This is a genomic window from Microcoleus sp. bin38.metabat.b11b12b14.051, from assembly GCF_013299165.1.
GTDB lineage: Bacteria > Cyanobacteriota > Cyanobacteriia > Cyanobacteriales > Microcoleaceae > Microcoleus.
In genome coordinates, this window is sequence record NZ_JAAFKD010000015.1 from 66141 (window position 1) to 80954 (window position 14814).

The window sequence follows — 14814 nt, forward strand, 5'->3', positions numbered from 1 at the left end:
ACTATCAGAAGTACCCAACAGCAGAAATCCTGTTGAGTTAAGACTGTAGTCAGGAACTCAGGTCTAAAGACACTGAGCTTGCAAGAGAAATCGAGTAAGCTATTCTGACCAGCCTAAGACTTTCGAGGTCTACGTTATTTGGGTCACGATACCGGAGAATGCGACGCTAGTTTTCCGCTCTATCGTTAGTAGTTAAACAGTCTTAAAGTCACTGAGACAGTGCTGCTAGCCGAAAAAGCCCTTATAACATTGGCGAAGCGAACATTACCCCGCAAGGGAGTCCAACAAAGGCAACCATTATGCGTACAGGATTGTGAAGCTTGAAATGGTAATTGTCCCATTGAAAGTACATTACAAAAGTACACCTAGCCAAGCAATCCCAAGGCGGTAATGGAAAGATTCATCTATCTTGGAAAAAGGCGGATCGCTACCTAAGTCTTGTCGCGCAAATACACACAATTCGCGGACTGCCTTACTGATTCTATAGCTACCTCCTTCTTGGGGAATAAAGAAGCGAGTACGTCTCTCTGGTGAAACATCTACCATCTGGTTTTCTAAGTAAACGCCAGACCTCGCTTTACAGATCGCCCCTTCACTAATATCCGTAGCAAAAATCTGGATCGGCGGCGGAATAACTCGATCGCTCAAAAACTCTAACAAACAAATGGCGATCGAATAAACTTCTTCACCAGTCGAACATCCCGCCACCCAAATCCGAATTGGCACCTTTGCCGATTTATTTTCGGTAATCGTGGGAAAAACCAGCTTTTTCAACTTATTAAAGACTTCGGAATCGCGAAAGAAACTGGTAACATGAATCAGAATTTCTTCATATAGGGCTTTGACTTCAGCCGAATTCTCTCGCAGATATTGAGCGTAAGCATCCAAACTCTCTAGCTTGTACAACACCATCCGGCGCTGGATGCGTCGAGCGATAGTAGTGCGTTTGTAGTGAGTAAAATCAACGCCTGTCGTCGATTTCAGCACCCCAAAAATAGTAGCCAGGACATCTTCGTGTGCGGGGGATTCCTCAACTATTGTCAGGGGAACCGAGCAAATGATCGGGGGATTGCGACTATAGTTTGTCAATTCCTCGGCAATTTTTTCCGGTGTCAGAACAAAATCGACATTCCCTGTAGCCACAGCGGTATTCGGCATACTATCGAATTTTGCCGTGTCTTGACATTGAGCAAAAGTCATGCCTCCGGCTGCTTTGATTGCCTTGATCCCCAGTGAACCATCTCCGTCTCCCCCGGATAATACTACGGCGATCGCCTGATGTCCGCGATCGATCGCCAATGAGGTAAAAAACGCATCTCCCGGCATATATTTGCCATAAATCTTCTCGCGGGGAGATAGTCGCAGCACGCCTTTAGATAGCACCATCTTGGTGTTGGGGGGAATGACGTAGACTTGATTGGGCTCTACAGCCATGCCGTCTTGTGCCTCACAGACACGCATTTGCGTCTGTCTGGCGAGAATCTGGGTGAGCAAACTCTTGTGATTGGGGTCTAAATGCTGAATCAGCACAAACGCCATACCCGTATCTATTGGTAAATGGCTGAGTAACTCGGTGAATGCTTCCAACCCTCCTGCTGAGGCGGCAATCCCCACAATCGGAAACGGGGCATCGGTTGTAACTAATTGTTCGATGTCTAGGGTGGCTGGGGCGATCGATTCAGGTGTATTTTCAGGAGACGATTGATTAGAAGTCATGGTTTTAAATCCTATACCCCAGCTATTTCGCAGCAAATGTATCTGTTGACTGCGCGGCTGAGTAATTCGGACGATTTTTAGTAGAGCTTAAGTTAGTACAATTACGCAAGTAGCTTAAGGATGAGGTGTAGCTTTGGAGCGATCGGATTAGGGCGATCGAACAACTCTATCTGCTGTTGCCCAGATTACAACGAGAGGCTGGCAACAATCAGGTATATTTGCTTACCTAATTAGCTTTTTTTCAGCGGCGCGATCGGTAGACAGCGCTATTACAGATTCCGTGTTAATTCTAGCAGTAAAAACGACTTGTGGCTTTTATATTCCCTTTGAAATTGTAAATTGTAAATTGTAAATTGTAAATTGTAAATTGTAAATTGTAAATTGTAAATTGTAAATTGTAAATTGTTCCCAATTTTAAGTCTATTAACGAGTAGAAAAATGGCATTACCGTGTCCATAATTCCCTTAGGGAAAAGGCATTCTCGTGTCCACAATTACTATAGAAAAACATCATTGCCATGTCTATCATCCCCGTAGGGACACGGCATTGCCGTGTCCTCTCCTACCGTGTCGTTGCCAATCAGGAGACGGCAATGCCGTGTCCCTACAGATATCCTACAGGTAGGGAAACGGCACTGCCGTCTCCTCTTCCCGTGTCGTTGCCAATCAGCAATGCCGTGTCCCTACAGATATCCTACGGGTAGGGACACGGCACTGCCGTGTCCTCTCCTACCCTGTCCCTACAGATATCCTACGGGTAGGGAAACGGCATTGCCGTGTCCTCTCCTACCCTGTCGTTGCCAATGATGAGACGGCAATGCCGTGTCCCTACAGATATCCTACGGGTAGAAGAACGGCAGTGCCGTCGATTGAATTTAGGGATTTTGTTTCTTAGACGAATCCTACGAATACTGTTGTATAAGCTTGGAAAAAGAGTATAACTAATTATTAATAATTGACACATTAAAGACAAAAAAAGAGGGACAATTCCCTCTTTTAATCACAGTGACTGCAATGTTATTCGACCGTCGCAGCAGGGATTTCTTCCTCTACTACTTCCGGTGCGGCTTCTGCTGCTACTTCCGGTGTGGCTTCTGCTGTTACTTCCGGTGTGGCTTCTGCTGCTACTTCTGGTGCGGCTTCTGCTGCTACTTCTGGTTCGTCCTCTTCCATTGCTGAGGGCACATCTTCGAGTATTTCGTCGGATGTGTCATCAACATCAGTTGATTCTACAGGAATGTCCATACCAGCTTTAGCTTGCTTTTGAGCGAGCATTTTCTCGCGGAACTTAGCTGCCATTTCCTCAGCTTTTTCGTACACCAATTCGCGATTTTTGACCATCGCGCCCGGTTCCGGTTCCAACTGCTTGGTGGAGAGAGAAATCCGGCCTCTCTCAGCATCCAAGTCAATGATCATCACTTTCACTTCGTCGTTGACATTGAAGACGCTATGAGGCGTATCGATGTGATCGTGCGAAATTTCTGAGATGTGCAGCAAGCCGCTGACGCCGCCGATGTCGATAAAGGCACCGTAGGGCTTGATGCCACGCACTGTACCGATGACCACTTCCCCGACTTCGAGGCGGTTCATCTTGCGTTCGACTAAGGCGCGACGGTGACTCAAGACTAGGCGGTTGCGGTCTTCGTCTACCTCTAAGAATTTTAATGGCAATTCTTCGGCGACTAATTCTTCCTTCGGTTTGCGGGTACTGATGTGAGAACCGGGAATAAAGCCTCGCAATCCTTCAATTCTGACGAGTGCGCCGCCTCGGTTGGTGGCAAATACTTGCGATCGCACCGTAGCATCTTCTGCTTGCAGTTGTCGCACTCTTTCCCAGGCCCGCATATACTCGATGCGCCGGATGGACAGGGTTAATTGTCCGTCTTCGTTTTCATCGGTGAGGATGAAAAATTCTCTAGTTTCGTTTGATTGCAATACCTCTTCTGGGCTTTCCACTCGATTGATCGACATTTCCTGAATGGGAATGTACGCTGCTGTTTTAGCACCGATATCAATCAGAGCGCCCCTCGGTTCTATACTAAAAACTGTACCCGCTACTACATCGCCCGGGCTAAAGTGATAGTCATATTTATCAAGTAGGGCTGCAAAATCCTCGTGAGTAAAGCCGATGTCTTTGACTGTGGTTTTGAGATTGACCATGCGAATAGTTTCCTAGGATTTCTCTCCTTCATGTTTTTCGTTTGTGCCGGCAGATATTAGAGATTTTGGTGAAAAAGCGGTTAACTTCTTGCAAAATCTGTTACTAAAGTCAGTTTTTGCTAACTTTTGCCCGCTGCAACTGTGCATCCGGGCTCGCCACTGCTATTGCTGCAAACTCTGCGTTAAAACGTTTGATCTTAACATTCAGAGTCAAGTAAATTATTATAACTTACCCGCATACTGCTTTATAAATTAATTTCTCTGAGTTTAGCTGCCAGTAGCACAAGATGCGGGGCTTTCTCGATCGCACGCATCGGCAGCAGGCGTACCAGCCTCCAAATCAGAGGGAGTATCTTGATTCTGGATACAGTTGAGGGGATTTTGAAGGTGATTTAAGGTATCTACAAAATCTCGGATGCCTCGAAATTGTCGGTATACCGAGGCAAAACGGACGTAAGCGACTTCGCTGAGCGGGCGCAGGTGCAACAGCACCAGTTCCCCAATTTCTGAGCTGGCAATTTCCCGGAGCGATCGACCCTGGAGTTGCGCTTCGATTTCTTCTGCGAGAGTTTCGAGGGCGCTGTTGGACAAACCTGTTTTTTCACAGGCCCGAACCAGTCCTCTGACTAATTTTGACCGATCGAATGATTCGCGCTTGGAGTCCCGCTTGATCACCGTTATCGGCACAAATTCTATGCGTTCGTAGGTTGTGAAGCGGTGCTGACAGCTCAAACATTCGCGCCGCCGACGGATGCTTTGACCTGATTCGGCTGAACGCGATTCGAGAACGCGACTATTTGTGTGTTGGCAGGAGGAACAGCGCATGATTGCTGATTTTAACTGGCGTTGCTAGCAAATTGCCATTCATCTAACCGCGCGGGGTCTGATCAATGGCTGGACTCTAAAAAATGACTGGGCATACACCGCCCAGGATGTGTGTCAAATTAAGCTAAAACCTACTTCTAGACTGCTGTTTGATGACTGGGATCGATCCCCCCTAACCCCCCTTAAGAAGGGGGGGACAAGAGCACCAAAGTCCCCCGACTATCAGGGGGGGGGACAGGAGTCTTCTCTCAAAGTCCCCCTTGCTTTCGGGGGATGCGAGGGGGATCGGGCCTCAGCTACAAACAAGAGATACAAAGGTTTTTAGACCTTTGTTGACACCCCTTGACCGCGGGCGTGTAGCTAATTATTTGCCAATCCGGGGCGGTTCGCGAAAGGCGATCGCAAAAAATATCACGCCCAAGGCTAAAGCCAGCATCAAAATGTAAGCAACACTTTCCATGTTAAATTTTCCCTATCTTCCCTTGCCGTATTATTTTATCTTATAAATTAGTGGTTTGATTATTAACTAAAAAAACCCGGTTTCTTGAAGAAACCGGGTTTTTGTGCACCGGACAAGTTTCCCGGTGCCGTGAGGCGGCAAAAAACTAGAGAGATTCTTCTCTTCTTGTGCTCATGTCGCCCAGTTTTTGGAACAAGCCCCACTCGACTTGCTCTTCCAAGTCAGCCTCAACTCCAGCAAACACGTCGCGGAAAATAGTCCGAGAACCGTGCCAGATATGGCCGAAGAAGAATAGCAAAGCAAAGCAAACGTGTCCGAAAGTGAACCAACCGCGAGTTGAAGTGCGGAAAACCCCGTCAGAATTCAAGGTTTCGCGATCGAATTCAAATACTTCACCCTTTTGGGCGGCGCGAGCAAACTTCTTGACATCTAGAGGATTCTTAAAGGTTTGACCGTTAAGTTCGCCACCGTAGAAGCTGACATTAACTCCGCTTTGTTCAAAGCTGTATTTTGATTCAGCACGACGGAAGGGGATGTCAGCGCGAACGACTCCATCTTTGTCCGTCAAAATTACTGGGAAAGTTTCAAAGAAGTTCGGGAGGCGGCGTACCGACAACACCCGACCATCGTTGTCTGTGAATACTGGGTGGCCCAGCCATGTTTTAGCGATACCGTCGCCGTTGACCATGGCGCCAGCGCGGAACAAACCGCCTTTAGCTGGAGAGTTGCCCACGTAGTCGTAGAAAGCCAATTTTTCGGGAATTTGTTCGTAGGCTTCTTGGAAGCTTTGGCCGGCGGCTAAGCTAGCTTGAGCCCGACGATCGATCTCTTGTTGAAAATATCCACCGTCCCACTGATAGCGAGTCGGGCCAAAAAGCTCGATCGGAGTTGCAGCAGAACCGTACCACATCGTACCCGCAACCACGAAAGCTGCAAAGAACACAGCAGCGATACTGCTAGAAAGTACAGTTTCGATGTTACCCATCCGCAGGGCTTTGTAAAGACGTTCCGGCGGCCGCACTGTCAAGTGGAACAAACCGGCAATTACGCCGACTACGCCCGCTGCAATGTGGTGAGCCACGATGCCACCCGGATTGAACGGATCGAAGCCCTCAGGGCCCCAAGCAGGTGCCACTGGTTGGACGTGACCGGTCAAGCCGTAGGGGTCGGAAACCCACATTCCCGGGCCGAAGAGTCCCGAAAGGTGGAATGCGCCGAAGCCAAAGCAGAGCAAGCCGGAAAGGAATAAGTGAATGCCAAACATTTTTGGCAAGTCGAGGGCTGGTTCGCCAGTGCGAGGATCTCTGAAGAGTTCCAAATCCCAGAATACCCAGTGCCAGACTGCTGCTAAGAACAGCAAACCGGAGAGGATGATGTGAGCGACGGCGACGCCTTCAAAAGACCAGAAGCCAGGATCGACGTTACCTTCGCCGGTGATGCTCCAACCGCCCCAAGAGCCGGTGACTCCCAAGCGAGTCATGAACGGTAGGACGAACATCCCTTGACGCCACATCGGGTTCAGAACTGGATCTGCGTGGTCAAAAACTGCTAGTTCGTAAAGGGCCATCGAGCCGGCCCAACCTGCCACGAGGGCAGTGTGCATTAAATGTACAGAAATTAATCTGCCTGGGTCATTTAAGACGACTGTGTGTACGCGATACCAGGGTAGTCCCATTGACTGCGGTTCTCCAAGGTGTAAGTGATGATGTCTATTTTGACGGAAAAATTCAGATTCTGATTGCCGTGCAGTTACCTGCGGGCTTTAAATTCTGTCTTTTGCCGAATCCTTTCTACCCTCACAGGGGTGGAGGCATAAAAATGAAAGTTATTTAAAGAAGTGTATCGAGTGTTAGAACCGATTGCAATATGTTGGGCATTACATTAATTGCGGGTGTTCGATTTCGCAGCGGGTGGCGATCGTCCCGAGGCGTTCGAGGACTTGCTCGGCATCGATCAGTCTGGTGAGGGTGACGCTGCCGATATTTTTTGCTGGATCTGCCGGATCGGGAGGGGCTTCGGGTTTGACTTCTACCATGAGTACGGCGTCTTCTACGCGGTAGAGCCACATTTTTTCGTGGCGATCGCAAAGAGACACGTTGAGCTGTTTGATGTCCGGCTGGCGCCTCCAGCCGGATAATGTCCACTCGCCGCCAACTCCCCAGACGCGCCCCACTTTCCAGCCGTCGGATAAGAAGAAATATTTCATTTGCTGTGTGCGCTTGTTAATTATTTTTTGTTATAGCATCCGTAAGGAGGAAGAAGCATTGTAGGTGTGCGCTCGGCACCTGTTGACTTGGCGATCGCACCCACACTACAAACTCAACTGGTGTGCGGTACGCGCCATGCCAGCTCAACTACAAACTACAAACATACTTGGTGTCGAGTCTCCTGCACGGAAGTCACAAAAAGTATCGGAATCTTGACAACAAACTCTGTCCCTTTCCCGGGAGCAGAAATACAACTAATTTCACCGCCGTGTTGTTCCACAACAATTTGGTGACTGATGGATAAACCCAATCCCGTGCCGCTTCCCACAGGTTTTGTGCTAAAAAACGGGTCAAACATTTTTTTCTGCACTTCTTCGCTCATCCCCATACCGTTGTCAGCAATCCGAATCACTGCGAATCGATCGCCCACAGCCTGGGGAGCAATTGCCGTTGAATGCTGAGTATCAGCTTTTGCTTCTATGTCTTTGGCTGGCCTGCTGCATTCTGCTATTATTTCCAGCTCAGTCTGAATCACAATTTTTGGGTAAAGTTGAGTTTCTAGGGCGTCAATGGCATTGTTGAGCAAACTGGCAAATACCTGATTCAACTGACTGCTGTAACACTCAACTGGTGGCAGGTTGCCGTAGTTTTTGATGAGCTGAATCTCTTTACTAGCGATGCTGCCGTTGCGGTTCTTCCTCATACCTTTGCCGCGGGTAACGTCCATCACAAATTGCAGGGTTTGATCGACAATTTGATTTAAATTCACTTCTTTGATTCCGAACTCGTCGAGTTTAGAAAACAACTTGAGTGACTCAACAATTTGTTGGATGCGCGTTGAGCCAGATTCGATTGATTGCATCAGTCGCGACCAATCTTTTTGCATAAATTCTAAATCTATATCTTCAGCTATTTGTTGTATTTCTGATCCGGGTTCCGGATATTTGGCTTGGTAAAGCGTCAGGAGATTGTTGAGGTCTTGGAAATAGTGGCGGGCGGGATTGATATTGCCCAAAATAAAACTATTGGGATTGTTGATTTCGTGGGCAACTCCTGCGACCATTCGCCCGAGACTAAACATTTTTTCGGTTTGGATAAGTTGGGCTTGGGTGTGTTTTAAGTTGTTTAATGTTAGTTCTAATTGAGCAGCTTTTTCTCGTTCCCGCAGTTCGCTGTTTCGCAGTTCGATTTCGGCTTGTTTGACAGCGGTGGTATCGCGGCCCACAGCCAAGACAGATGCAATTGTCCGATCGCGCTTAAATTCAGGAACTACGCAAACTTGATAGAATTTTCTGCCACACTTGGTGAAAAAGTTAAACTCAAAGCACTGTTCGGTGCCGCTAGCGAACACGGCGGACACATTTGCTTCAAACAGCGCCGCCACTTCTGCGGGCATTTCTAATTCTCGGTAGGTTTTACCTTGGAAGGTTTCGGCGGGGATTTCTGTGACTGATTCCAATGCTGGATTGACGTAAAGGTGGCGCAGTTGGCTGTCAAATCTGGCAATGATATCTGGGGAATTTTCCGCTAAAGCCCTGAATTCTTGTTCTTGGCGGTATAAGGTGTCTTGGGCCCGCTTTTGTTCGGTAATGTCGTAAGTCGTCATCAAAATGCAGTTGGTGTCGCCAATGCTAATCATTTCTGCTGATATGAGGACACATTTGATTTGGTCGAACTTGGTACGAAACAGGAATTCTTGTTTGTAAATAGCGCCGGATATGTGCAAGATTTGCAAGAAACGATCGCGATCGCCCATATTTTCCCATAAATTGATTTGGCGATCGGTTTTTCCCAAAATTTCCTCGGGAAAATAGCCGGTGAGGTTGCAAAAGCTTTGGTTGACTTCCATCAAGTACCCCTCTTCAAAGGTGGCGATTGTCATGGCGGCGGGGCTGCTGCGAAAAGCTTTGGCAAATTTTTCTTCGGAAAAGCGCAGGCCTAACTCGGCTAGCTGGCGCGATCGTACTTCCGCACGCAGCAGCGTATTTTGTTGTTCTAATTGTTTGGCGAGGTTCCGCAGTTGCAGATGCACGTTGATCCGGGCGATCGCCTCTTCGTATTGCAGCGGTTTGGTGATGTAGTCTACTGCGCCCAACGTCAAGCCTTTAACTTTATCTCCCATCTCCGTAAGAGCGCTCATAAAAATAATCGGAGTCTCCTTAACTTGTTCTATTGCTTTCAGGCGGCGGCAGGTTTCAAATCCGTCTATTCCCGGCATCATAATATCTAGCAAAATCAAGTCTGGCAAAATTTTCTCGACTCTGTGCAGCGCTTTTTCTCCTGTCGTCGCTACAAAAATCTCAAATCCGTATTCCACCAAAAAATAAGAAAGAATATTAATATTATCCGGTTGGTCGTCTACGATTAATACTTTGCTTTTTGTTTGAGAGTTCATACTTTTATACTCGACTTAAAAACTTGTAATTAACCGCCACTAACTTAACCTGAGGTACTCGCTCCCAAGCTGAAAGCCAAAATATTGCCTCCCTCTTACCCGGTAGCTCGTCATGTGTATTAATTGTTACTATTAAACTGTGTAGGGCAGAAAGAAGCAATATCTCGATTACATGATACTATTTATATTTAGAATTTGCTTGACGATCATATTAAATTTAGAATCAGGACAGATAACAAGCAACAATAAATCTATACACTCAAGTCAATAGCGTTCCTGATTAGACGTTAAATTACGTGAATTTACTGAGAAAAAACCGAGTTGCTGGCTGGGTTGAGGAAAAAAATATTTTCTTTGGCTGCGAAGTAAGGGTGCGAGTGCAACGGCACAAATGCCGATCGCCGCCCATCGCACTGCTGGCGTTGCACTCGCGATCGCTTACTTACATATTCTTCCGTCATTTCCGCAAAGTTTATACTTTAATCTGGCTCGCTATCGGCGACTGTGATGATTCTTGAATTATAGCATTGGGAAAGTCATTCTCTGGCATAAAAATTGTCATATTAGGTCACGATTACCAAGGATTAGTGTTAGCAAAACTATAGCCTTTCTCAGAAAAATGAGATATTATTGGTAATGGGTAATCTCGCCCGAAGAGCGCAGTCGAAGGGTGGTAATTAGTCATTGGTACCACACCAAATGCGGAACTAGCCAAGCTTTTTGGTGATGACGTTTTGCTTTCATCAGCGATTACAAATTACCCAAATGTCCGCGAATATGGGAGATCGAACTGCTATAGAACCCATTTGACATCTTTGAGTTTTTGGGTTGGGTGACGAGAAATACCGAGATTAACTCGGTTTCTGAGATTTACGCCCAGGGCAAGAAACCGGGTTTCTACGAGTTTTTGGGTTGGATGACGAGAAATACCGATAGAAACCCGGTTTCTGAGATTTACGCAGAATAGATATCAAATGGGTTCTATAGAAGTTCTATTATTTAGATTGCTCGTTGCTAAATCGGATTGCGATCGCTCGGAGTTGCAACATCGAACCAATTTTATCGGCCCGGATTTAAGCAAGACTCAATTAGTTGAATTATCCCGTCATCGTCGTAGCGATCGACTAAATGCAAAATTTTCCGAGCAAATACGGCACAAGTCGGATTTAGCTCTTGCAGGCGGTGGGCTTCGCGCTTAACCTGCTCGAAATTACCGATTTGAGCGGCTTGGTACAAATCCAGCAACTCTTCGCTAGGAGGCATTTCTAGGTGTTCTGAGGATCTCGCCCTTTCCGACACTGGAGGCGCGGCGCAGCGATCGGGCACGGAATCGCCCCCACGCTCACAAATCCAAGTCAGTCGCAAATATTGCTGTATTTTTGCCAAGAAATCATCGATTAGGAAAAATTTACTGATAAAATCGTTATAACCTATTTCCGCTTGGTTTTCCAACCTCAAGTCAAGCCGCCCGCTAGTAGTAATCAAGATTGGCGTTTCCTGAAACATTGGCAAACAACGCAGTTGAGAGCAGAGTTCAAAACCGTTGATTCCGCGCATCAACAAGTCAGCAATAATTAAATCTGGCTGCTGGGAAATCGCAGTTTCTAAACCTGTTTCACCAGAGTCAGCCTCAATTAACACAAAACCCAGCGATGCTAAAATATCCACCATCAAAGAGCGGCTTTCCGGGCTGTCGTCAACAATTAAAATTTTGCGTCGTTTGCCTTCATAACCTGCGATTGCAGGCTGTTGCTGTGGAGGGGAAACTGGTAGGATAAAATCGACTGAGGACAATTCAATTTCAAACCAAAACGTACTACCAACACCCCAATTACTTTCGACTTTGAGTTCTCCTCCCATCAGCGAAACTAAGGTTTGGGCGATGTTTAATCCCAAACCAGTACCTTCTATCTGATGTCCGGGTTCGCCCGCTTGTTCAAAAGGCAGAAATATGCGTTCCATGGCATCGCTACTAATTCCGATTCCTGTATCTTGCACTTGAAAGCGAATTTTTGTACTTGAAAAAGCCTGCCTTGAATCCAATGCAAAAGCGGAGTCTTGTCCTGCACCAATTATTTCAGTAGCAGGTTGAGTTTTCTCGATTACCTCTACTTTGAAATTCACGCTGCCTTGCTCGGTAAATTTAATCGCGTTACTTAACAAATTTAGGAGAATTTGACGCAGACGCTTTTCATCAACAGAGACAAACTCAGGAACGTTCGCTGCTATTGTGGAGACAAATATCAGGCTTTTTTGTTGATATCTTAGCGTAAAGATTTCTGCTATATCGTTTAAAAAATCTGTGAAACAAATATCATTAGGAGTTAATTCTATCTTTTTTGCTTCGATTTTCGCCCAATCTAAAATATCATTAATTAAAGTCAGCAAATGAGTACCGCACTGCTGCACCATGCGAATTCGCTCTTTGTCTGCGGGACAAAAATCTGGCTGTCGGGAAAGTATCTGAGTGTAGCCGAGAATCGCATTGAGGGGGGTACGCAATTCGTGGCTCATATTGGCAAGAAACGCACTTTTAGCAAGGGATGCGACTTCCGCGGCTAATGCGGCTGCTTGGATCTCGGCGGTGCGATCGCTCACCTGTTGTTCTAAAGTGCGATTGTGGTCATTTAGCCACTTTTCGGCGTTTTTGCGATCGGTGATGTCTTGAGAAGCTGCGATCGCACCGATAATAGTCTTAGTTTCGTCAAACAAAGGCGTACTCAAAACTTCTAACAGCACAGTGCGATCGCTCAAACGAATTTCTATATCTTCCACCCTCGCGGTTTCTCCTTTGAGCGATCGGGCGACAGGCAGTTTTTTGACTGGATACAATTCATCGGTTCGGGCCTGGTAAACTCCCAATATTTGTGGAACTTGGTCGATGATAGCTTTTGCCAAAGTGTTCATATCTACTAACTGCCTTCCTATCTGATTCATGTAAATTATTTGACCAGTAATATCGTAAACTGATACTCCCACTGGCATAGCTTCAAGGATTTGTATGACGCGGCTTTCACTCTCGGTCAATGCAGCATTTAAAGATTGCATCGAGTTGAAAGCAGATTGCAGTTTGGCTGCCATATTATTGAACGAGTTTGCTAATTGCCCGACTTCATCATTGCGGTCAATTTCGACGGTTATATCCGATTCATGGTTGGCTAGAGCTTTAGCAGCAATATTTAAACGTAAAATTGGCTTGGTTATCCATTTTGCCGTGAGAATGCCGACAACAATTGCTCCGAGCGAGGCGGCAGTACAGAGCATAATTGTAGTGCGGTTGTTAGCGTCTATTTCCGCCATAAAGTCAGATTCGGGAATGACGATCGCAATCAACCAATCTAAACCAAAATCATCCCGGTATGCTACTACTTTGATTAATTGCCGTTTGCCGTCAATTTCAAATTTCAGGCGTTCAACATCTTTAATTTGAGCAAAGTCGCCAAAGCGCTCCGTTAAATATCGGCCCGTGGCGCTAATCGCAGGATCTCGGCTATATATTGGTTTTAATCGATTAAATTGCTGGTCGATCGAGATATAGGGATGCTCGGGGCCAGAATTGGCTACTAACAACCCGCTGCGTTCGACAATAAAAATTTTTGCCGATTTGCTGATTTTTATGGTGTTGAGAAAGTCGCCGATTTTTTTAATGTTGAGATTGACGGCAAAGACTCCCAGCAGTTCCTTTGTACTCGGATCGTAAATCGGTCGATTGCCATTAATTACTAAATCAGTCTTGCCACCAACTATAAAAATCTCGCTCCAAGTTGATTTACCCGCAGATGCGGCAGCTTTGTACCAAGGCCTTTTTGTGGCCTCAGGTTGTCGAATTTTTTTGTATAGTTTGGTTCTCTTACCTAGGGAGTCGGGAACATACATATTGATCAGCCGATTATCCAACTCATCGGATCGCATAATCAGATACTGTCGAATAGTGCGATCGCTGCCAACGAAATCTCCCTGTTTGCTACCAAAGATAATTGATGTCACGGAATCGAACTGTTTGATTTGAAACAAAAAGTAGCGTTCGAGTTGGGACAAATTTTTCAAATTTACGGTTTTTTGGTGCACCGCATCGGCGTTAATGCGGTTGATTAAATGCGGCGCGGACAAATATGTATCCAGGTAATGCGTGACGCGATCGCCAATTTGTAGTGCTAGCTGGTCTGCCAGGTTGTTAACCGCCTTTTCCCCGTTTTTGTAAGAAAGATACCCCACAAGCCCCACAGTCCCCACAATTTGCAGCACAAAGGGCACAATCAACACCGCACGCAGCGGTGCGTTTTTGAGGGTGGCGGTTAGGTGATTCCCTACGGGATAGCTACACTTGAAGAGTGTTTTAATTGACATTAGGATAAAACGGTAGTTAGGCAAGTGGGGAAATGGGGATGAATCTACATAATTTTAACGTCATAAACCCGGTTTGTTCGTATATTTATGGTGACTAAATGCAATAATAAATCATAGAAACCGGGTTCTGGGTTTCTAGACCCTATGAATCCGCAATCAAACTATCGCTACCTGTTGTTACCCTCAACTCTACATAATTGTCAAATAAGTTTGTGTCGGACTAATCGGCAAAACTTTTAATTGTTGATTTTGTAAATCGAGTTCAATTCCCAATGCTTCCAGGGGGATAACTCCCAGTAAAGGGGAACCGCCGCCGGGAAGTTCCAAACATTCAAAAGTTCCCTCGCGTCCCAGCAAAGAAATTTTAGCATCTTGAAAAATTCTCGCTTTGCCAATGCCGTTAGCCGTCTCAACGTCTACTTCTTTGAGGATTTCTAATCCCAATTGGGCGATCGCGCTTTTTGGCAAACACAGAGTTGTTGCGCCTGTATCTACGAGGACATTATCAAGAGTTAGCGATCGCACTTCGTCAGCAGTAATGATACCCCGCGCCGCCAAACCTTGGTCGATGCGATTGGTGATGGTTAAGGTTGTGATAATTCTGCCCATTTTGGTCTTTGCAGTTGACAGCATAATCTTAATCTCGGTTAGTATACCTCAATTATGGCACTGATTTTTAGCTGCGCTCCGCGTCAGGAACGGGCT

At 46.3% G+C, this 14814-nt stretch carries 11 protein-coding genes; 1 reads left to right on the forward strand and 10 read right to left on the reverse strand.

All coding sequences use genetic code 11. The features are described 5' to 3' along the window. Window positions 1-351 precede the first annotated feature (351 nt). The 8 genes from QZW47_RS17145 to QZW47_RS17180 form a co-directional block, all read right to left on the reverse strand. The gene (locus QZW47_RS17145) at window positions 352-1716 is read right to left on the reverse strand and encodes a chemotaxis protein CheB (protein ID WP_293128973.1); all 1365 of its coding nucleotides are present in this window, start codon (window positions 1714-1716) and stop codon (window positions 352-354) included. A gap of 1016 nt (window positions 1717-2732) precedes the next feature. Next, window positions 2733-3875, reverse strand: coding sequence for a 30S ribosomal protein S1 (locus QZW47_RS17150; protein ID WP_293128975.1), 1143 nt, complete (start codon window positions 3873-3875; stop codon window positions 2733-2735). 267 nt (window positions 3876-4142) lie between these two features. Then, window positions 4143-4700: a transcriptional regulator NrdR gene (gene nrdR, locus QZW47_RS17155; protein WP_293128977.1), complete on the reverse strand. Its 558-nt coding sequence runs from the start codon at window positions 4698-4700 to the stop codon at window positions 4143-4145. 364 nt (window positions 4701-5064) lie between these two features. After that, window positions 5065-5160, reverse strand: a complete 96-nt coding sequence (locus QZW47_RS17160) for a photosystem II reaction center protein T (RefSeq protein WP_096830854.1) — start codon at window positions 5158-5160, stop codon at window positions 5065-5067. 145 nt (window positions 5161-5305) lie between these two features. Continuing rightward, window positions 5306-6835 carry a photosystem II chlorophyll-binding protein CP47 gene (psbB, locus tag QZW47_RS17165; protein WP_293128981.1) on the reverse strand — a complete coding sequence of 510 codons (1530 nt, stop codon included), beginning with the start codon at window positions 6833-6835 and terminating at the stop codon, window positions 5306-5308. Between the two features lie 201 nt (window positions 6836-7036). Continuing rightward, window positions 7037-7366: a hypothetical protein gene (locus QZW47_RS17170; RefSeq protein WP_293128983.1), complete on the reverse strand. Its 330-nt coding sequence runs from the start codon at window positions 7364-7366 to the stop codon at window positions 7037-7039. A 155-nt stretch (window positions 7367-7521) separates the two neighbouring features. Then, complete coding sequence (locus QZW47_RS17175) at window positions 7522-9762, reverse strand: response regulator (RefSeq protein ID WP_293128984.1); 2241 nt, start codon at window positions 9760-9762, stop codon at window positions 7522-7524. A gap of 302 nt (window positions 9763-10064) precedes the next feature. Then, a complete protein-coding gene (locus QZW47_RS17180) occupies window positions 10065-10223 on the reverse strand; it encodes a hypothetical protein (RefSeq protein ID WP_293128985.1) in 159 nt (52 codons plus the stop codon). 371 nt (window positions 10224-10594) lie between these two features. Between QZW47_RS17180 and QZW47_RS17185 the strand changes: the two genes are divergently transcribed. After that, window positions 10595-10729 (forward strand): hypothetical protein, encoded by a 135-nt coding sequence (locus QZW47_RS17185; RefSeq protein ID WP_293128986.1) that lies wholly within the window; start codon window positions 10595-10597, stop codon window positions 10727-10729. Between the two features lie 92 nt (window positions 10730-10821). Here the strand turns inward: QZW47_RS17185 and QZW47_RS17190 are convergent, their stop codons facing one another. Next, on the reverse strand, window positions 10822-14109 hold the full coding sequence (locus tag QZW47_RS17190) for an ATP-binding protein (RefSeq protein ID WP_293128987.1): 3288 nt from the start codon (window positions 14107-14109) through the stop codon (window positions 10822-10824). Window positions 14110-14298: 189 nt separating this feature from the next. Beyond that, window positions 14299-14718, reverse strand: a complete 420-nt coding sequence (locus QZW47_RS17195; RefSeq protein ID WP_293128988.1) for a retroviral-like aspartic protease family protein — start codon at window positions 14716-14718, stop codon at window positions 14299-14301. Between the last annotated feature and the right edge of the window lie 96 nt (window positions 14719-14814).

What these genes read in the sequence shown, in the direction of transcription:
- QZW47_RS17160 (WP_096830854.1), bottom strand. Translation starts at nt 5,160, where the DNA reads ATGGAAAGTGTTGCTTACATTTTGATGCTGGCTTTAGCCTTGGGCGTG.
- QZW47_RS17145 (WP_293128973.1), bottom strand. Translation starts at nt 1,716, where the DNA reads ATGACTTCTAATCAATCGTCTCCTGAAAATACACCTGAATCGATCGCC.
- nrdR (WP_293128977.1), bottom strand. Translation starts at nt 4,700, where the DNA reads ATGCGCTGTTCCTCCTGCCAACACACAAATAGTCGCGTTCTCGAATCG.
- QZW47_RS17195 (WP_293128988.1), bottom strand. Translation starts at nt 14,718, where the DNA reads ATGGGCAGAATTATCACAACCTTAACCATCACCAATCGCATCGACCAA.
- QZW47_RS17190 (WP_293128987.1), bottom strand. Translation starts at nt 14,109, where the DNA reads ATGTCAATTAAAACACTCTTCAAGTGTAGCTATCCCGTAGGGAATCAC.
- QZW47_RS17180 (WP_293128985.1), bottom strand. Translation starts at nt 10,223, where the DNA reads ATGACGGAAGAATATGTAAGTAAGCGATCGCGAGTGCAACGCCAGCAG.
- QZW47_RS17170 (WP_293128983.1), bottom strand. Translation starts at nt 7,366, where the DNA reads ATGAAATATTTCTTCTTATCCGACGGCTGGAAAGTGGGGCGCGTCTGG.
- psbB (WP_293128981.1), bottom strand. Translation starts at nt 6,835, where the DNA reads ATGGGACTACCCTGGTATCGCGTACACACAGTCGTCTTAAATGACCCA.
- QZW47_RS17175 (WP_293128984.1), bottom strand. Translation starts at nt 9,762, where the DNA reads ATGAACTCTCAAACAAAAAGCAAAGTATTAATCGTAGACGACCAACCG.
- QZW47_RS17150 (WP_293128975.1), bottom strand. Translation starts at nt 3,875, where the DNA reads ATGGTCAATCTCAAAACCACAGTCAAAGACATCGGCTTTACTCACGAG.